This is a genomic window from Neolewinella lacunae, from assembly GCF_014349155.1.
Classification (GTDB): Bacteria; Bacteroidota; Bacteroidia; order Chitinophagales; family Saprospiraceae; genus Neolewinella; species Neolewinella lacunae.
Genome location: NZ_JACSIT010000153.1, coordinates 93,978 through 113,729, shown reverse-complemented (window position 1 = coordinate 113,729; position 19,752 = coordinate 93,978). Strand labels below are relative to the sequence as shown.

Sequence of the window (19,752 nt, the reverse complement as noted above, 5' to 3'; positions counted from 1 at the left end):
AATCGGCTGTTTTGGGCCCTACTGTTGGGGAAGCTAATCGTACTTTTTTTCGCCTATTTTCAGGTCGATACGGGTGGTCTGGGGGAATCTGATTTTTTAACGGTGGTGGGTTTGCTCATTCCGCTGTTCGGGGCTTACCTGGCCATCATTTTGCAGGACGATACGAAGAACCGCCGGATTTTGCAGCCGAAAGACGTTCGGGTGACGAGCGATTTTGCGCTCAAGGCATACCTGGTGGTTGGTGTTTATCCCATTATTTTTTGCGTGCTGCTTCACCTGCGGGCCATCGGAACCATCCCTTCCATGGTGGCGCTGACGCTGGCGCTGGGGGTGGCGGAAAGTGGCTGGGGGGCGTACGTGGGGAAGGTGGTTTTGGGTTTGTTCCGGGGGGAGTGATGGGGAGCGTCTCAGGCTTGTCCTCCGCAACGGATAACAGGCTACTTGTACGCTTTAATATCGATATACTTTAGGTTCAAGCAACATCCCTGCTCTTACTATAAATAATAATGATGTTCGTGTCCAGCAAATAATTCATCGCCACTAATTTAAAGCTGCCAGCAGGTCTTCAAGGGAATAGCCGTCATCAGCATCATCAATCAGCGGCTCCAGTTCGGCGAAGGAGAGCGACTTTCGGCCCTGCGCTTCAAATTCCTGGGCAAAAGTGGGCGTTTTTTTTACTTTCAAGACCGCAGAAGCCCAAGGCAACTCCTGAGGCGCTTCCACCTCAGCTTGGCTACTGCTGGCAAAGCGTTCTACTACAGACTTGATGCGGCTGAGGTTGTTCAAGTCGGTAATGGAATAGATCAGCCTGGATAAGCTGTTTTGCATTTCTTCTACGGAGCTCATATCCAAAGGTTTACTGAATGGATGAACGTTGCGTTGGCGGCTAAAGTTACGGAATACTGCGGACTTTTCAGGTCCACTCGGCTAGTTCGAGACCCTCCGGGGCGTAGGAAAATACGCGAATGGGCTAAGTGGTATCGACCCAGAGGGTCTCAACCTCGCCCCCCAGCCCGAATAACCTGGCAGGTCAGCCGCGACACACAGACCATCCGTTCCCGCTGGTCCGTAATCTCAATGTGCCACACCTGTACGGTGCGGCCTACGCGGATGGGCGTAACTTTTCCAAACACCTTACCCCCCTCTCTTACGCCCCGCAGGTGGCTGGCGTTGATGTCTACCCCAACTACGTATTCCTTGGTGATGTCCTCCAACATCAGCATCCCCGCTACGCTGCCCAGGGTCTCTGCCAGCAGGCAGGACGCTCCACCGTGGAGCATTCGCAAGGGTTGCACCGTACGCGCATCAACGGGCATCTCCGCAATGAGGTAATCGTCCCCGATTTCGGTAAAGTGGATGCCCAGCGCGCTGCCGGCAGTTTCCTGGCTCATCATGTTGAGGCCCTCGATGGAGGGGGGTGTTTTCCAGATCATTTGGGAATAATGCGTGTAATGCGTGAATGCGTGAGTGCGTGAATGCGTGAGTGCGTGAGTGCGTGAATGCGTGAAGGTAGACACACTTAGATGAGCAGTGGCTCTCGAACAGACTCCGAGCAGTCTCCAGTCTCGTCTATCCAGTGCGGCAGCCTATCCAGTGCGGTGGCCTATCCAGTACGGTAGCTTATTAACTACGCTGCTGCCGACGGCGGTCAACCCTTCAATTATTCACTCCTTCCACCAGCAGCCGACTGATCCCCACCACCACCTCCGCAGCCTTTTCCATCTCCTCCAAACTGGCCCACTCGTAATGGGAATGGAAGGCGTGTTCGCCGGCAAAAATGTTGGGGCAGGGCAGGCCCATGAAGCTGAGGCGGGAGCCATCCGTCCCCCCGCGGATGCTGTCTAGTTTCGGCGTTACTCCACAGGCGGCGATGGCGCGGGTGGCCAGGTCCATCACCATGGGGTGTTTATCCAGCACTTCTTTCATGTTCCGGTATTGCTCGAAGACCCGGAGTTCGATTTTGCTGTTGGGGTACCGCGGCGCTACCTCGTCAATGGCCGCCTGCAAGACCTTGGCGTGCTCGGCCAGCTGGGCGGTGGAGAAATCGCGGAGGATGAAATCGATCCGCGCCGACTCCACTTTCGCCGTCAGTTCCACCGGGTGGACGAAGCCTTCTTTGCCTTCGGTAGTCTCCGGGCTCAGGCGATCTTTGGGTAGTGCTGCGATGATGTCGGCAGCAATTTTAATCCCATTCTCCAGGTGGCCCTTGGCCATGCCGGGGTGGGCACTTACGCCGGTGATGTCGATGCGGGCACCGTCGGCACTGAAGGTTTCGTCCTGCAAGGTCCCAAATTCTTCCCCGTCGATGGTGTACCCGAAGTCGGCCCCCAGTTTCTCCATGTCGATGGCATTGACGCCGCGCCCAATCTCTTCGTCGGGCGTGAAGAGGATGCGCAGTTTGCCGTGCGGGATGCTGGGGTTATAGACCAGCGTTTCAACGGCCGTCATGATGGCCGCTACGCCCGCTTTGTTGTCCGCCCCCAGCAACGTAGTTCCGCTTGCCGTAATGATGGTGTGCCCCAGGCAGCGGTCCAGGCCAGCGTGCTCGGCCATGCGAATGACGATGTTGGGGTCGTCGGGCAAGACCAGGTCCTGGCCCTGGTAATTGGCGTGCACGATGGGCTTTACCCCGCTGCCGCTGGCGTCCGGACTGGTGTCCATGTGGCTGCAAAAACAAATTACGGGCGCGTTTTCGTGGCCCGGGGTGGCGGGCAGCGTGGCGTATACGTAGCCGTGTTCATCCAACTCCGCATCTTTCAGCCCCAGTTCGCGGAGCTCCCGGGCCAGCACCGCTCCCAGGTCTTTTTGCTTAAAGGTACTGGGTTGGGTAGGGGAGTGGGGGTCGGATTGGGTATCGATTCGGACGTAGCGGAGAAAACGGTCTAAAAGTGCCATAGCATTGGTTCTTGCGGAGGGCAAAGAAACGGAAGTCTGCCCGGCTTTTTTGCAGCGGACGTTGCATAGCCCCGCCGCAGGGTCTACTACTTCGGTAACCAGTAATTATTATAAAGCACCCCATCGTCGTGCACCACCCGCACATTCCGGTCTTGCGGCCGGAGCAAAAACGCATCCAGCCAGTAGTGGTGGAAGTAGTCTCCGTACAAGATCGACCGGTGTCCAGGCTTGGCTGCTGCTACCGTAAAGAACATCCGCAGCCATCCGCGTTGGGTGTCCCAGGCTTCGTTGGTCCACTGGTACTGTTCTTCTACGATCTTACCTTCCGCATCCAGGGTGCGGAAATAAAACTTGGGGCCACCAAAACGGGTCTTGTCCACGAAGTACCAGAAGCTGATTTCGTAGGGGCCGCTGCCGGGCAGTGCGGTGTGGTCCAGCGACCAAATATCCGTCCAGCCCGGACCCACCTTACGGGAACCTTTACCCACGAAGGCATGTGCCGGATCCTCTTCCGTCGGCAAGTTGATGAATTGGGTCGTCAGCAGGGTATCGGCCAGCGCCGCTTGCCGGGCCGTCCGGTGGTTTTCGGCCAAGACCTCGGGCCGCAGCCTGCGCAGCTCCATCTTGTCATTGCTGTACAGGACTTCCCCCAGTTGCCGCAGGCTGTCCTCTCTCGCCGAGAGCGGGTTTTCCAGCGACGTCAGCAAAACGATGTCCTTTCCCCGATCAATTTCCTCCAGCAGCGCCTTATCAATCAAGGGGTGGCTAACTACCTGCAAACTCTTCAGTACCCACCCCAACGACACCCGCGAGAGCTTCCCGTTCAGCAGGGGCAGGGAAGTGGCCAGCGATAGTTTATACCCATCGTGGTTGCTCCGCCACGAGCCGTCGCGGTAGATTTTATCGGACCAACCCTGCTCCGAAGGCAACAAATAAATGCTCGAAAATTGGGCGGTGTCGATATTCCTGGCCTTAGCAATTTCGCCAAAATGCCTTAGTTCCGACGGCCGGAAAGCATTGGAATAATAATGGTCTTCTAAACTAAAATTCAGGTACTGGTTGGCTTCAATCCCCCACACGGCCAGCGGCAGCACCCACCAGGCGATGCCTGCCCAGCGCTTTTTCCGGGTCTGCGCAATCCAATCGAGGCCGCAGACCGCCACCAGGCCCAGGACGTAGTAGAATGGCCAGGCAAAGCGCACGGGGGCCCGGAACTGCAGGATACTGCCCAGGTGTGCGTAAGTCCAGTCTTCCACCCAGGCAAAGGGTAGCCCAAAGCCGAAAATCAACCCCAGCACCGAAGACGCCAGCAACAGGGTAAGCACGGGCGACTTCCACACAGTGAGGCTTCGCCGCCGCGCGCGGTAATACACCCACAGCACCGGCAAAATGAGCGTCAGCAAAATGGGAATGATCCCCAAATACATCGGGGTTTCCCGGTAGGGCTGCGCCAGTCCGATCAATATGCGCCGCACCGGGGCGTAGGTAAACAGTTTCGGACTCGTCAGCAAGCCCCCCCAGGTGGCCGTGTTGTGGAAAAAGCCGAAGGGCACTTCCACCCGGTCTTCTACCGTGTCGAAGCCCTTGACCGTCAGGAAAACCACGCCGGTAGTGAGCAGAAAAACCCCCAGCCAGTGCAGCACCATCCTCCCCGGCATGGGCAGCACCCTCAGCCATTTTGCCAGCGCCGCCAGCACCACCGCCCCCAGCAAAAATGCCCCGCAAATGGCGTAGAGGTAAGGGTTGTTGATGCCCGCCAGGATAACCACCGTGGCTGCCAGCAGGCTCCGCCACCAGTAGCTTCTGCCAGCTTCGTAACTCAGCAGGTACCAGATCAGGAGAGGAAGGAGGAAGGTGTAGCCCAGCGTGTATTGCCCGCCGAGCTGCCGCAAGATCTGCGGGGATAGCATCGCAATGAACAGTCCACCCGCCAGCGCCACCCCCCAGCGCACCCCCAACCGGCGCAGGATCAGAAAGAGGAACAGGGCTGCCAAGGGGTTACTCCAGAAAATGAGGCCATTGGAAAAGCCCACCGCGTACTGGTGAAGATGGGGAAAAACAGGCCGCAACTCCGCCAGCGCCACGGCCAGGAGCGACTGCGCATCCGTCAGGAAAATGTTTTCCGTATGGGGGTGGTACTGCGCTTGCAGGTCCGCCCCGTCTCCGTAGGCTGCGTGGTAGAAAAGGTTGTAGTGAATGGTCAATCCATCTCCCCCAAAAGTAGGTGCGTAGAGGTTGGGGGACAGCATCAGGCCCCGAAAGAAAAAGCAAAAAACGGCCGCAGCCAGCACAAAAACCAGCAGGGCCTGCCCGCTCTTTTTCCCCACGCTTCTTTCCATTGTGCAATGATAGAGAAAACCCGCGTCCTGCGGGCATTGCCTTTTGGAATGCCCTGGCCCGGCACCTGCGGCCGCGCAAAAAAGCGCGCCCGGCCCCTTGGCTTGGTGAATAGTCGCGCAAAAAGCTATCTTACCCCCTCCAAACCAAACTACGATCATGAGAGCCTTACTCTGTCTGCTGCTGTGCCTGAGCTTTTTCCTCCAGGCCCAGGAAGAAACCCACTATTCTTCCCTCGAATTCCGCAATATCGGCCCCTTCCGGGGTGGCCGCTCCAGTGCCGTAACGGGCGTTCCCGGCAAGCCCAACCTCTACTACTTCGGTGGCGCGGGCGGCGGCGTTTGGCAAACCAAAGACGGGGGCCAGACCTGGACAAACATCTCCGACGGCTACTTCGGCGGCTCCATCGGCGCGGTGGCCGTGGCCGAAAGCAACCCCAACGTCATCTACGTAGGCGGCGGCGAGAAAACCGTCCGCGGCAACGTCAGCTACGGATACGGTGCCTGGAAAAGCATCGACGGCGGCAAAAGCTGGGCCTCCATCGGCCTCAAAAACAGCCGGCACATCTCCCGCATCCGCATCGACCAGCGCGACCCCGACCTGGTCTACGCCGCCGTCATGGGAGACCTCTTCAAAGACAGCGAAGAGCGCGGCATCTACCGCTCCAAAGACGGTGGCAAAAACTGGGAACGCGTCCTTTTTGCGGGCGCGGGCGCAGGTGCAGTGGACCTCAGCATCGACCCCGGTAATCCCCGGGTGATGTTCGCCTCCACCTGGAAAATCCGTCGTACCCCCTACAGCCTCGAAAGCGGTGGAGAGGGCTCGGCACTCTGGCGCAGCACCGACGGAGGAGACACCTGGACCAACATCAGCGATAAGCCCGGACTGCCCTCCGGCACCTGGGGCATCAATGCCGTGGCCGTCAGTCCCGTTGACGGCAACCGCGTCTACGCCCTGATCGAAAACGAAAAAGGCGGCGTGTACGTCTCCAACGACGGCGGCGATACCTGGAGCGCCCGCTCCGATAGCCGCGCCCTGCGCCAGCGCGCCTGGTACTATACCCGCATCTACGCTGACCCCCAGGACATCGACGGCGTCTACGTTGTAAACGTCAGCTATCACCACAGCACCGACGGTGGTAATACCTTCAAAAGCAACAACGCTCCCCACGGAGACCACCACGACCTCTGGATCGCCCCCGAAGACCCGGAACGGATGATCATCGCCGACGATGGCGGTGCCCAGGTATCTTTCGATCGCGGCGAAAACTGGTCGACCTACCACAACCAGCCCACCAGCCAGTTCTACCGCGTCGTTACTGACAACAGCTTCCCCTACCGCATCTACGGCGCCCAGCAGGACAACTCTACCGTCCGCATCCGCCACCGCTCCGACGGACGCTCCATCGGCGAATCCGACTGGGAAGAAACCGCCGGCGGGGAATCCGCCCACATTGCCCCCGATCCCCTCAACCCCGACATCGTCTACGGCGGCAGCTACGGCGGCTTCCTCACGCGTTACGACCACGAGAACAACCAGGTCCGGGCCATCAACGTCTGGCCCGATAACCCCATGGGCTACGGCGCCGAAGGCATGAAGTACCGCTTCCAGTGGAACTTCCCCATCTTCTTCAGCCCCAACGACCCGAAGGTCCTCTACACCACCAGCCAACACCTCCACCGTTCCACCGACGAGGGAGAAACCTGGCAGATCATCAGCCCCGACCTGACGCGCAACGAAGCCGAGAAACTCGTCTCCTCCGGCGGACCCATCACCAAAGACAACACCGGCGTGGAATACTACGCCACCATCTTCGCCGCCTGCGAAAGCCACCGCGAAAAAGGCGTCTTGTGGACGGCCAGCGACGACGGCCTCGTCTACGTCAGCCGCGACAGCGGCGGCAAGTGGGATAACGTAACCCCCACCGCCGCGCCCAAATACATCATGTGGAACTCCGTGGAAGTCGATAACGCCGCCGACGGGGGCCTCTTTCTGGCGGGGACCAGCTACAAATCCGGCGACTACTCCCCCTACCTCTTCCACACCAGGGACTACGGCAAAACCTGGACGCGCATCGATAATGGCATCCCCCGCGATGAGTTCACCCGCGTGGTGCGGCAGTACCCCTCGGCCCCCAACATCCTCTTCGCCGGTACGGAAGCCGGGCTACACATCAGCTTCAACGGCGGCAAGAACTGGCGGCCCTTCCAGCGGAACCTGCCCATCGTCCCCATCACCGACCTGACGATCAAGGACGATAACCTCATCGTTGCCACCCAGGGCCGCAGCTTCTGGATTCTCGACGACCTCACCCCACTCAAGCAACTCGATCAGGTATCGGCCAAAGCCGGTTTCCACCTCTTCGACCCCGCCGATGCCTGGCGCATGGGAGGCAGCAGCCGGGAAAGCCGCACGGCTGGCACCAACCACCCCGGAGGCGTCAACTTCCACATCTGGCTATCCGAAGAAGCCGCTAAGGATACCACCCCCTTCACGCTGACGGTAGAAGAATACGGAGAAGGCGGCGACCAAATCCGCACTTGGTCCACCACCGACAAAGAGAACAAGCTAAAGCTAAAAGCGGGCGGACAAACCATCAACTGGGACCTGTCTTACCCCGACGGCGTAAAAGTACCCGGCATGATCCTCTGGTGGGCCGGCAGCGGCGGACCAATGGCCCTGCCCGGAGAATACCGCGTCACCCTCCAGCGGGGTGACCAGGCGCAGTTCCGGGATTTTATCGTCAAGGCCGATCCCCGCGTTCAGGCCAGTGAAGAAGATATGCTCGCGCAGTTTAACTTCATGAAGGAAGTACAGGAAAAAACCTCGGAAGCCCATCAGGTGATTCTTGACCTCCGCGACCTCCGCGACCAGGTAAAAGGCTTCCAGCAGCGCCTGCCCGCCGATGCCAGCCAGGAACTCAAAGACTACGGCAAATCCATCATCGAGGAACTCACCAAAGTCGAGGAAGCCCTCTACCAGACCAAAAACCGCTCCGGCCAGGATCCTCTCAACTATCCCATCCGCCTGACCAACAAACTCGCCCACCTCAATAGCCTGACGGGCATCGGGACGTACAAACCCACCGCCGCAGCCTACGCCGTCAAAGCCGAGCTGGAAGGAAAGATTGACCTGGAACTGGCGAAGTACCGCAGCGTTGTCCGCGAAAAAATCCCCGCCTACAACAAAATGATTCTGGAACAGGGCGTCCAGGTCATCAAATCGCCAGACCTGAGCAAGGAGTCGCGCAAATAACCGCACCTCAAATGTCCATTTTTACTCCAACCTGCTGATGCGTTAGGTAGTGCCTCCCCCGAGCACTGCCCAACGCATCAGCCCGGGAGGGCAAACTTACCAGCATGGCCCTGGAAACTAAGGCTTCCGATACTCCGTTTACTTATCGTGTCACCAAAGATGGCAAGATGAGACTGATGATCGAACTTCCTACTGACGATCCCTTCGTGGTGGAGTACGCAAGACCGCTTACCCAAAAGGAGTTCTCGGAGCTTTGCGCTTTGAACCGGGAACTGGTATTGGAAAGAGAAGAAGATGGCAAAGTATCGTTTACGTCACCAGTAGGATTTAACTCAGGCAACATCGAAATTACTATTGGTGCCTACCTGAAGATATGGAGTGTAGAAGAGGGATTAGGTGATGTGGCCAGTTCCTCCACCGGTTTCATCCTCCCGAACGGCAGCACACGCTCCCCCGATGCCGCCTGGATCAGCACCGAGCGACTCTCGGAAGTTCCTGTAGAGGAGTTGGAGGGTTTCCCCCGGCTGGTACCCGATTTCGTGGTAGAGGTAAGGTCAAAATCCGATAATCTCGAAAAGCTCCACACCAAGATGCGGGAGCAGTGGATGGCCGCCGGGGTAAGATTGGGCTGGCTGCTGGACCCAGAAACCGAAACCGTTTACGTTTACCGGGAAAACGGCAGCATCGAAGTGGTGGAAAGCTTTTCCGGCTCCCTCAGTGGGGAAGGAGTCCTCCCGGGCTTCTCTTTTGATCTGACTAAACTGCGCCGGTAAAGTCTCTCTTCCCTGGGTTTGGGAGGACACCTTTACTCCTGCTGGGATACCCCGAATTCCGGATGCTGCGCATCCTCCATCCGGGGTTATTCAAGTGCGACCCCTACCGGGGTCAGGGAGGTAAGGTTACGGAAGAGCTTAGAAATTATTGGTATTTTGCTCCTTTACTCCCTTACTCCCTTCCCCCTTTAATCCTTTCCCCCCTTACTCCTTTCCCCCTTTAATCCTTTCCCCCTTTAATCCTTTCCCCCTTTAATAATTCCCCCCTTTACTCATGCCCAGTTCTCCCGTCCAAGCATTTTTCCAGGCCTTCGCCGCACGCCTCCGCAGGGTGGGCAGTTGGATGTTACAGCACAAGCGGAAGACCATTTTCTACTTTTTCCTGGCTGGCGTGAGCAGTGTTCTGCTGCTGATCCTGGCCGTCCGGCTGGGGATGTTTGGCAAGTTGCCTTCGGAAGATTCCCTGCGGCACATTAAAAACCCGGTAGCCACCACCATTTACGGCTCCAATAAGGAAGTCCTGGGCAGTTTTTACATCCAAAACCGTTCCAATGTAGATTCCGCCGAAGTCAACCAGCTGCTGCGCGAAGCCCTCATCGCCGTAGAAGACATCCGCTTCTACGAGCACAATGGCATCGATTATCGCAGTCTGGGGCGGGTACTCGTGAAGTCCATCCTGCTCGCCAACGAACGCAGCGGCGGCGGGAGCACCATCACCCAGCAGCTGGCCAAAAACGTCTTTGGCCGCTCCGAACGCTTCCTGCTCTCCACCCCCATCAACAAGATCCGCGAGATGTTCATCGCCCGGCGGATGGAAAAGGTCTACACCAAAGACGAAATCCTCCTCCTCTACCTCAACACCGTTATGTTCGGTGAAAACCTCTTCGGAATTGAAAAAGCCGCCCACCGCTTCTTCAACAAAAAGCCCGCCGACCTGAACCTCGAAGAGTCTGCCCTCATGGTGGGGCTCCTCAAAGCCCCCAACGCCTACAACCCCCGGAAAAACCCCGAACGCGCGCAGGAACGCCGCAACACCGTACTCGGCCAGATGCACAAGTATGGCAAAATCGACGAAGCTGCCTACCTGGCCGCCAAGGAAGCACCCGTTGAACTGGACTACCAGAAAACCGAACACACCGCCTCCTACGCAGCCTACTACAAAGCCTTCCTCCGCGAAGAATTCGCCGCCTGGGCCGCCGAAAACCCCAAACCCGATGGCTCCCTCTACGACGTAGACATCGACGGCCTCAAAATCTACACCTCCATCCATCCCGATATCCAGCAATCCGCCGAAAAAGCCCTGCCCGACCACATGGGCCGCTTACAGGAACGCTTTGACCGCGACTGGGACGTCTCCGTAGAAGGCATGGACCGCGATAGTTTCCTGCGCAAACTCATGTGGCAAGACCAGTACGCCGAGGACCTCCGCTCCCGGGGCCTTTCCACCGAAGAAATCCGCGAAAAATTTGCCGCCAGCGGCGACCGCCTGATCTGGACCTGGGATGGCTTTAAAACCGTCCCCCTCACTTTCGAGGCTTACATCACGCACGAGCTGACGCGCCTCCACGCGGGCATCCTCGCTTTGGATAACCGCACGGGCCGCATCATGGCCTACGTTGGGGGCAACGACTACAACTACAGCCAGTACGACCAGGTCCAGATACCCCGCCAGGTGGGCTCGGTCTTCAAGCCCATCGCCTACCTGGCCGCCCTGCAAAACGGGCTCGACCCCTGCACTTTTTACACCAACGAACGCCGCACCTATTCCCGCTACGAGGGCTGGACGCCGCGCAACGCCGATGGCAAATACTCCGGCAGCTACTCCGTCTGGGGTGCGCTGGCCAACTCCATCAACACGATCTCTGCCGAGGTGATGCTCTCCGCCGGCGTCAAACGCGTCGTCAACCTGGCCGAACGCATGGGAATCGGCAGCGAACTGCCCGAGGTTCCGTCTTTGGTATTGGGTACGGCCGACATTACCCTGAGCGAGATCGTCGCCTCCTACGCCTACATCGCCAACGGTGGCGGGGCGGTCAAACCCTTCTCCATCCTCCGCATCGAAGACGAATACGGCCAGCTCCTCTACGAGGCCCAGTACGCCAACGTCAGCCGCGCCGAAGCCAGCACCGAGCTCCAGCAACTCCGAAAAATGATGCGCGCCGTGGTCACCCAGGGCACCGGCGGCAGCATCCAGGCCTACAACATCCCCTTCAACATCATCGGCAAAACGGGCACGACCCAGAACAACGCCGATGGCTGGTTCATCGGCAGTTCGCCCGAGGTGACCGTTGGCGCGTGGGTCGGGACCCTCGATAAGCGCGTCCATTTCAAATCCTCCCGCCTCGGCGCGGGCAGCATCACCGCCCTGCCACTCGTCGGCCGCGTCTTCGGTGACCTCAGCCTCTGGCGCAGCCCCATCCTGAGCGACTTCACTTACACCGTGCCGGATTTCGACTGCGTGGCCTTCAGCGAACTCCCGCCGGAGGAAGCGCGGCTGCTGCGCCCCGGCCAGGACTCCTTAGCTCCGGCCGACGACAGCCTTTTCCTGGAGCTTTCGCCGGTTGATAGCCTCGCCGAGCCCGCCGAACCTGTGCTGCCAGACAGTACGGGACCAGGGCGCTGACGCAGGTGCCGGGGAAGTCCTGGCGAAGCGGTGGAGGGCTCAAGTTTGGTTAGACTCCACCGCTTATTTTGGCCGTATCGTACATCGCTCTTTTATCCTTTACTTTGCACCTGCGGCCGCGCCCGGAATGCAGCCTGCCGCCCGTGATTTATGAAGGGCTTTTCCACTATCGCCTTACTTATTCTTTCCAACGTATTTATGACCCTGGCCTGGTACGGGCACCTGAAAATGGCGGAACTCAAGTGGTTCAGCAAGCTCGGTCTTTTTGCCGTTATCGCCATCAGCTGGGGCATCGCCTTCTTCGAATACTGCGCACAGGTGCCCGCCAACAAGTACGGTTTTGTGGGCAACGGCGGGCCCTTTACCTTGTTGCAACTCAAGGTCATCCAGGAGGTCATCACCCTGGTGGTATTTACGCTTTTCATGCTGGTTTTTTTCCGCCAGGAGAGCTTCCGTTGGAATCATTTATTGGGTTTTCTCTGCCTGGTGGCCGCCGTTTATTTCATCTTTAAAAAGTGACCTGGAGGCGGCCGTGCCCGCTTATCCCGCGGCACGCTCACCAGGCAGAAAGCTACGGCGAGACGATCTTATGGCGAAGCGCCGAGCAGGCCGAAAACCAGGTATCCTTCCACCCCGCTGCCCCCGGTGAGCCCGGCCGGGGGATTGCCGAAATTCCGCTGGTCGAACTCGTTGCCCTTGCCCGTAACTACATCACGCGGGGCCTTGATGAAAACGAGCTGGTCCGGGCAATGGGCAACGACATCAACCTGAGCGCCGTACGGGGCGAGCCGAGGAAGCGGATACTGCGCGCGGTAGAGTACGCCTGGGCTAGCGGGGCATGATTGCACCCCCACCGCGGTAGCGCTGCGGCAGGAACGCCCAAGGAAGGGAAGGGCAACGGATAAACCCACCAATTTCCCCTTCAACTCCCTATATTTACCGAGCAAAATTTTCCACCTATCATGACTGACCCAGAAGATTTTATCAACGCTTTGGAGCTGGCTCCCCTTCCCGATGACCTGCCGCAACGAACCAGCCGGGGGCTGCAAAACGCTGAGGTTGAGGTGGATAAAGACCAGGCCTTCATCAACAACAAGAGCCTCGTATCCTTCGCTGCGGGCATCAGCCCTAAATACCGGCAGGATGTGTTGGACTCAACCTTACTGGCTTCCCTGGCAGCCGACCGGAAGTTCCCGGATAATTCCAATCCCCGGGCCTGGTACGACTTTTACGTCAAGGTACTAAGCTCCATCGGCTGGACAACGGACCGTAACGAGAACAAAGCCTACACCAGCGCCGAAGCGGAATTTGACGTCAACCAGGCCGTTATTGAGATCATGACCGCCATTGCCGGTGGTCCTGGGGTCCAGGCCATCCTGATTGCCAAAACCCTGACGGCCCTCAAAGGCCTGGCCGATGAGGACGGCAAAATCCGCCTCTTCGAGAAACGGGCCAAAGGCCTGGATACCTCCAATTTTCAGGTAGGCGTGGCTACCGAATCCGCCGAAGCCGTTTCGCTCAATGTATCCAACTTCTACTTTGAGAACATCCAGGGCAGCCGCAAAGTGATTTTCTTTCGCTGGGGTGGTGATCGTGCGGCCCTCAACTACCAGTTCTTTCAGGGAACCCTCAACACGCAAGTTTACGCAGACTCCCGGCCGCTCGTCAAGCAAAAAATCGCCGCCTACCGTACCACCCTAATTGACGAACTGGACTTGTAATGGCGCACTTTTCGGACCTGGAACGGCAGTCTCTCTCCGCCGCCCTGACCGAAAACTTCCGGCAGGAGGAACTGCGCCGCCTGTTACAGAGTGATCTGGGCCAGGAGTTCGATCACCTGGTGAGCGCCCCCGCCTACGCCGCTCAGGTCGCCGAAATCGTCAACCGGGCCGAAGAACGCGGCTGGTCCCTGGAGCTCCTGGACGCCGCCGTTTCCCGTCGCCCCGACGTGGAGGCCTTCCTCACCCTTCATTACCGGAAGGGCAGGCTCAAGGTAGGTGGCCTGGAGAACATCGTCCGGGCCGGCAACTTTGTAAATTTCGCTGCTTTTATCGACTGGGCCATGCGGGTCCGCCGCGCCGTTTGCAGCATCAAGCTCGTCGGGCCAAAAACGGAGATTGGGACGGCTTTTCTGGTGGGGCCGGATCTTTTGCTGACCAATTACCACGTCGTAGCCCAGGCCATCGAAAACCCTGCTGGCGTTGAACGCGTAGTACTGCTTTTCGATTTCGTGGGCCGGGATGCCGGACTGCCCATTTCCTACGCCGTTTCCGACTTGAGCGTCCTGGCCCACCGCCCGCCGGCCTCCGAAGCCGACGAAGAACGGGCGATTACCGCCGCCTGGGACCCCACTTGCCTGGACTACGCACTAATCCGCCTGCCCGATACCCTTGGTCAGCGGCCCTACAACAGCCAGTACGGAAAACTACCGCTGCGGGGTTGGCTGACCCTGGCCAAGCCTACCCAGAGCCTCAAGAAAGACCGCATCCTGCGCATTACCCAGCACCCCTACGGCGAAGAGATGCAACTCGCCGAAGGCAAGGCGCTGGGCCTGGACCCTGCCGGGTTGCGCGTCCGATACCAAGCCAATACGGATCGGGGCTCCAGCGGTGCGCCGGTCTTCAACGAAGAAACGGAAATTGTCGCCCTCCACCACCGCGGCAATTGGGCGGGCACGGAAAACCAGGGCATTCCCATCTTAGCCATCCTGGAGGATCTGGAAGCCCAGGGCATTGACCTCCCCCCCGCCGCCCCCGCCGTAGCCTTCACCGTGGCTGGCGGAGAAAAAGACGGCGTGGCAACCGAGGCAATGGGCATCACTGAAGTCCTCTTCAACCAGCCCTTCATCGGGCGGAACGGCCTGAAACAGTACTGCGCCGACCTCCTGGCGGGGCAGCGGCGCAACCCCGTACTCTTGCTCAATGGCCGGAGCCGGGCCGGGCGGACTTACCTGGGCTACTATTTTGATCGCCTCGCCGCCGTGGGCTATTTTCACCTCATCAAGATTGACTTCAGAGGGCGGACGGACCTCCACCCCGCAGAACTGGCCCGGCAACTGGCCATCGCCCTCGATCTGGCCGGCTTTCACGCCCAAGACCCCGTGGGGCGCTACGAAGACTTTAAGCAACAAATCTTTCTTACCCAGGTAGAGCAGCATCTCGTCCGCAGCAAAAAGCAGTACCTTTTCTTTCTCGACCACTGCCACGAGGCCAGACTTAGCCAAAGTGTCCGCGACCTCATTGTCGGCCTCGCCAACCTGATAGGAGAGGAGCGGGTGCCGGGAATCTTTGCTGGCATCGGCATTGACCGGGAAGACCAGTTGCGCATCAACGGCGTTACGCCCACCATCAACAATTTCGTCAAAGAAGATGTAGCCGCGTACTTCAAATCCCTCTACGCGACCCTGCAACCGCAAAGTCCTGAAGCAGACTTCGTAGACTTTGCCATGGGCAAAATACCCGCCCGGCTCTTTGAAACAGAGACGGAGGTAAACGTGGAGGAAATTGGTCGCCGCGCCCGCATCATCGCCGACGCCCTGCGGGAGGCCCACGCCACCACCCACGCTGGCGCTGCCGCCGTTTCCTCGCCCCAAAATCTGGACTGGTAATGGCTCAATCCTTCGACTTCGCCGCCCTGGACGCTTTAGTGGACCAACGACTATCGGAAGCCTTTGGCTACCAAGCAGAGGAGCGGGCCATAGCCCGCGCCGCAGCCATGACGGTTAACTTCCGGGAGGGGGAGCTGCTGAGCCGACTACGGGCCGCCGGCAATGAAATCTCGGAACGGGACCTCGCCTGGCTGCGGGAAAATACCCGGGCCGTAGCCGGGGGGCGGTGGACCCTTTCCCCCTCCACCCGCCGCAGTTTATTGGCCCGCATCGAAAAAACCAGCAGCCTGGACCAAGTGTACAGCCAGTTTGGCCCAGAAGACACCCCGGAGGCCGGCGACCGCTTTTACGGGCTTTTGATCCGCAACAACGGCGAGGGCATTAACCCCGAAGATCTTTCCCTGGAAGAAGTACAGCAACTGCTGACGGTGATCCAATGGTTGGATGAGACGAGCTTAGGCTTGAAATACGCCGATCTGCGCCAGAACTGCGCGAAAACGCTGGAAACCGTCGAGCTCCTGCACCAGATGATTGGCCACACCCAACACTTCAGCGGCCGAACCAGGGAACTGAAAGTGCTGGAGGATTTTGTCTTTGCCACCACCGGCCCGGCGGATCCCCTCCTCATTTTTGGAATCGGGGGCATTGGGAAGTCTACCCTAGTCAGCAAATTCATCCTCGATCACGGCATCTTCACCAGTGAGGAGGACCTCCCTTTCGTATACCTCGATTTTGACCGGGCGGGCATGTCGATCGCCGAACCCGTCCACCTGGCCATCGAGGCGCTGCGCCAATTGAAGCTGCAGTTTTCCGCTGACCAGGAACTGTTCGATCGCCTGAGTGCTGCGCACGGCGATTTCATTGCCTTTGCCGACCGGAGTGACGAACCAGACCGCAAGTGGAAGGTCAGCCAAAAAGAAAGCCGGAGTTTCGTCCTCAAAAACATGGCCGGGCGTTACCTCAGTGGGGCCCAGTTCAGTGGCCCGGTTTTGGTGGTCCTGGACAGTTTCGAGGAGGCCCAGTTCCGCGCGTCGGAGGGGGAACTGCACAACCTGCTGGACTTCCTGGACGAAATCCGGACCTACGTGCCCAGCCTGCGCCTGATGATCGTTGGCCGCTCGGACCTGGTGGCCACGCCCTTCGCCCTGCAGCAGTTGGAAGTGGGCGATTTTGACGCGGATGCCGCCGCCGCCTACCTGGCCGAAGCCGGGGTGCCCGGGGCAGACTTACGGGCGCTGATATTCAGCAGGGTAGGGGGGAATCCCCTCAACCTCAAGCTGGCAGCCGTCCTGGCGGCAACGAGCGAAAACGCGGGGGAGGAACTGTTACAGCAACTGGATGAAAACAGGATCCAGGAACAGCTCGTACGGCGTAACCTGGCGCACATCCCGGATGCGGATGCACAAAAGCTGGCCGAACCCGGCCTCCTGCTGCGGCGCATTACGCCGGCCGTCATTCGCGAGGTCATGGCCGGCCCCTGCGGACTCGGAGCAATTAGTGAGTGGCGGAGCGAGGAGCTATTTCAGATCCTCCGGAGGATCACTTTTCTCGTCGAAGACCGCGGTGGGGTCATCCAATTCCGGCGCGACGTTCGCATGGCCTTGCGGGAGGTCATTTGGGCGCGTTCGCAGGTGCAGGCCACAGCCCTGACGACAGCAGTGATTGACTACTACGCCCTCCGCCCCGACGCCGCCTCCCAGGCGGAATACTACTACCATCGCCTACTTACCGAAGACCCCGCACGCATCGATAAGGAAGATCCGCCCTGGGCCGAACTCCGTCCCTACCTGGAAAATGCCATCGCAGAATTGCCCCCCGATGCTGCTGCCCTGCTGGGACTGAAGTTTAACCTCCGGATAGAAAAATCCATCACCGAAGGACAATCGGACGCTGCCTGGGAAAACACCACCGCCGCCAACTTCGCCCGGGGCATGCAAGAAGGTACCACCCTCGGGGTACTGGAGGACCTCTGGAAGCAGATGGCCAAGCACCGGACGAACAACAGCTATTTCAACCGCCAACTGGGCCAACTGGCCATCCGCCTCGGTCACCTGGATGCTGCGGAGCAACTCCTGGCGGCAATGCGGGAGGATTCTCTCTATTCCTTCGTAGTGCAGGCCCTGCAGCTCGATAATTACCGCCTGGAAAGCCGGTACTATGAAGCCATTGCCAGCGCCCTACCCGGGATGGACCCGGAAACCCTGCCCTTCAGCAGCTGGTCGGCGTTCGTGGAAGTCAGTTTTTTGCTCGCTAAGGCGGCCGGCCTCGCCGATCAGGACGTGCTTCCCCTGGCCCAGGGCTTTTTAATTCCGGCGCAGGAAAGCCTGAAATCCTTATTACTGACCAATGGGGTGGTAGGCTCCAGCGTCAGCCAGCGGGAAGAGCCTCCGCAGTACGCAGCTGTTCAACCCCGCACCGGGCATGAACCCTCGCTCTGGAAACCTCTGGAGATATTCCGGGAGCTCCGTTGGCTGGAAGTAGGGACGCACGACGCCGATTTTGCGTCGCGCTACCTCGTCGCCATGCAGCAAATTGCCGCAGCCTATGGGCAGGAACGCGACCGCTACCTGCGGCTCGTTCACCAGATTGGCGCGGTCGGGCAAAGCGATTTTAGCCAGACCCTGTTCAATGAATACCACCGGATCGTTTCCGACGTATCCTGGCCCAGCGCCTGGAATATTGCCCGGGTAGATGTGGCAGACTTTCTGCTGGCCTACCACTGCGGCAATCTGGCGACGGCGGAGCAGACTTTTTTCCCCAGCACAGTTACCGCCCGGGAGGTAGAGGACACCGCTCCCTCAACTTCCCCCGCACCTGCGACCGCGCCCGAAATGAGTAAAAAAGTCGCGGAAATCCGAACGCTCCTCGCCAGCGACCGTATTCAGGATGCGATTCAGGCACTGGATGAACTCAGTAGCGGAAACCGGGATCTGAAAACCACCGTTACCCTGATGGCGAGCCGCTACAACCGCCTGGCAAAAGGCAAGCTGAGCGGAACGCTCAACTACACGGATCAATCCACGGAAGACAAACAAATTAATGCAGCTTTGCTCCGTATTCTGGACGATCTGGAAGAAAAAGGCCCCGCCTGACCCCGCACCATTCCGCTGAAGAGATCAATGCCGCTAGTATGAAAGCCTTAATTTTCGAGGAATTCCGGGGGGAAATAGCCCTGGAAACGGTTCCTGACCCCAGCCCGTCGCCCGCTGGCGTAGTCATTGCCGTGAGGGCAACGGGCCTGTGCCGCAGCGACTGGCACGGGTGGATGGGCCATGACCCGGATATCCGCCTGCCGCACGTCCCGGGACACGAGCTGGCGGGGGTGATTGCGGCCGTTGGGTCCTCAGTCAAAAAACACCGGGTGGGCGACCGGGTGACGGTGCCCTTCGTTTGCGGATGTGGTGCTTGCCCGCAGTGCCACTCGGGCAACGAGCAGGTTTGCGATTACCAGACCCAGCCGGGCTTTACCCACTGGGGTTCTTTTGCGGAGTACGTGACGATTGAAAACGCCGACCGGAACGTGGTGCCCCTGCCGCCGGAGATTGACGACGCTACGGCGGCACTGCTGGGTTGCCGCTTCATCACCGCCTACCGGGCGGTGCGCGACCAGGGCCGGGTGGGCGAAGGCGAATTTGTGGCCGTCCATGGTTGCGGCGGCGTGGGACTTTCCGCCATCATGATTGCCCGGGCGCTGGGGGCCCGGGTGCTTGCCGTGGACATTAAAGCGGATGCCCTGGCGCTGGCCGCCTCCCTCGGGGCCGAGTGGACGATTGACGCTACCGCTCAGGATCCCGTGGCGGCAATCCGGGAGTACACCCGGGGCGGGGCCCACCTTTCACTGGATGCGCTGGGCAGTACCACCACTTGTGTCAATTCCATCAACGGACTGCGCAAGCGGGGGCGCCACCTCCAGGTAGGCCTCATGGTGGGGGAGCACCAGTTTCCGCCCATTCCCATTGGCAAGATCCTTTCCGATGAGCTGGAGATCATCGGCAGCCACGGCATGCAAGCCCACCGCTATCCGGAGATGCTGGACTTGATCGTGGCTGGTAAACTCCAACCCGGAAAGCTCCTGCAGGGCACCCTGAGCCTGGCCGATGCCGCCACGGCCCTGCCCGCCATGGACACTTTTGGTCACGCGGGCGTACTGGTCATCGATCGCTTTTGAAGGTAAGCGAGGCAATTGGTCACGACAAAAAAAAATGCCCCGCCGATCGAGCAGATCAGCGGGGCAAACCAGAAGTTCGTGGGATCAGGCCTTG

The 19,752-nt window shown here is 59.2% G+C and carries 14 protein-coding genes; 10 read left to right on the top strand and 4 right to left on the bottom strand.

The features are described from left to right. The first annotated feature begins 24 nt into the window (after positions 1-24). The gene (locus tag H9S92_RS20510; protein ID WP_187468575.1) at positions 25-396 is read left to right on the top strand and encodes a hypothetical protein; all 372 of its coding nucleotides are present in this window, start codon (positions 25-27) and stop codon (positions 394-396) included. Between the two features lie 144 nt (positions 397-540). On the opposite strand, the gene H9S92_RS20505 is transcribed toward H9S92_RS20510, so the two are convergent. The 4 genes from H9S92_RS20505 to H9S92_RS20490 form a co-directional block, all read right to left on the bottom strand. After that, positions 541-846, bottom strand: a complete 306-nt coding sequence (locus H9S92_RS20505) for a hypothetical protein (RefSeq protein ID WP_187468574.1) — start codon at positions 844-846, stop codon at positions 541-543. 149 nt (positions 847-995) lie between these two features. Beyond that, positions 996-1,433: a hotdog fold thioesterase gene (locus H9S92_RS20500; RefSeq protein WP_187468573.1), complete on the bottom strand. Its 438-nt coding sequence runs from the start codon at positions 1,431-1,433 to the stop codon at positions 996-998. A 223-nt stretch (positions 1,434-1,656) separates the two neighbouring features. Further along, positions 1,657-2,895: a peptidase T gene (gene pepT / locus H9S92_RS20495; protein ID WP_187468572.1), complete on the bottom strand. Its 1,239-nt coding sequence runs from the start codon at positions 2,893-2,895 to the stop codon at positions 1,657-1,659. An 86-nt stretch (positions 2,896-2,981) separates the two neighbouring features. Next, entirely contained in the window at positions 2,982-5,234 is a 2,253-nt protein-coding gene (locus tag H9S92_RS20490) for a hypothetical protein (RefSeq protein ID WP_187468571.1), read from the bottom strand. A 157-nt stretch (positions 5,235-5,391) separates the two neighbouring features. On the opposite strand from H9S92_RS20490, the gene H9S92_RS20485 reads away from it, so the two are divergent. The 9 genes from H9S92_RS20485 (at position 5,392) to H9S92_RS20445 (ending at position 19,658) form a co-directional block, all read left to right on the top strand. Further along, positions 5,392-8,487, top strand: coding sequence for a WD40/YVTN/BNR-like repeat-containing protein (locus H9S92_RS20485; protein WP_187468570.1), 3,096 nt, complete (start codon positions 5,392-5,394; stop codon positions 8,485-8,487). Between the two features lie 104 nt (positions 8,488-8,591). Continuing rightward, entirely contained in the window at positions 8,592-9,260 is a 669-nt protein-coding gene (locus H9S92_RS20480) for a Uma2 family endonuclease (protein WP_187468569.1), read from the top strand. 274 nt (positions 9,261-9,534) lie between these two features. Continuing rightward, entirely contained in the window at positions 9,535-11,883 is a 2,349-nt protein-coding gene (locus tag H9S92_RS20475) for a transglycosylase domain-containing protein (RefSeq protein WP_187468568.1), read from the top strand. A gap of 150 nt (positions 11,884-12,033) precedes the next feature. Then, complete coding sequence (locus tag H9S92_RS20470; protein ID WP_187468567.1) at positions 12,034-12,402, top strand: DMT family protein; 369 nt, start codon at positions 12,034-12,036, stop codon at positions 12,400-12,402. Then, entirely contained in the window at positions 12,399-12,725 is a 327-nt protein-coding gene (locus H9S92_RS20465) for a hypothetical protein (RefSeq protein WP_187468566.1), read from the top strand. Before H9S92_RS20470 ends, H9S92_RS20465 begins: the two co-directional genes overlap by 4 nt. Before the next feature lie 120 nt (positions 12,726-12,845). Then, positions 12,846-13,604 (top strand): hypothetical protein, encoded by a 759-nt coding sequence (locus tag H9S92_RS20460; RefSeq protein WP_187468565.1) that lies wholly within the window; start codon positions 12,846-12,848, stop codon positions 13,602-13,604. Beyond that, positions 13,604-15,490: a trypsin-like peptidase domain-containing protein gene (locus tag H9S92_RS20455; protein WP_187468564.1), complete on the top strand. Its 1,887-nt coding sequence runs from the start codon at positions 13,604-13,606 to the stop codon at positions 15,488-15,490. Before H9S92_RS20460 ends, H9S92_RS20455 begins: the two co-directional genes overlap by 1 nt. Beyond that, entirely contained in the window at positions 15,490-18,582 is a 3,093-nt protein-coding gene (locus H9S92_RS20450) for a hypothetical protein (protein WP_187468563.1), read from the top strand. Before H9S92_RS20455 ends, H9S92_RS20450 begins: the two co-directional genes overlap by 1 nt. A 38-nt stretch (positions 18,583-18,620) precedes the next feature. Then, a complete protein-coding gene (locus H9S92_RS20445; protein WP_187468562.1) occupies positions 18,621-19,658 on the top strand; it encodes a zinc-dependent alcohol dehydrogenase family protein in 1,038 nt (345 codons plus the stop codon). The last annotated feature ends 94 nt before the right edge of the window (positions 19,659-19,752 follow it).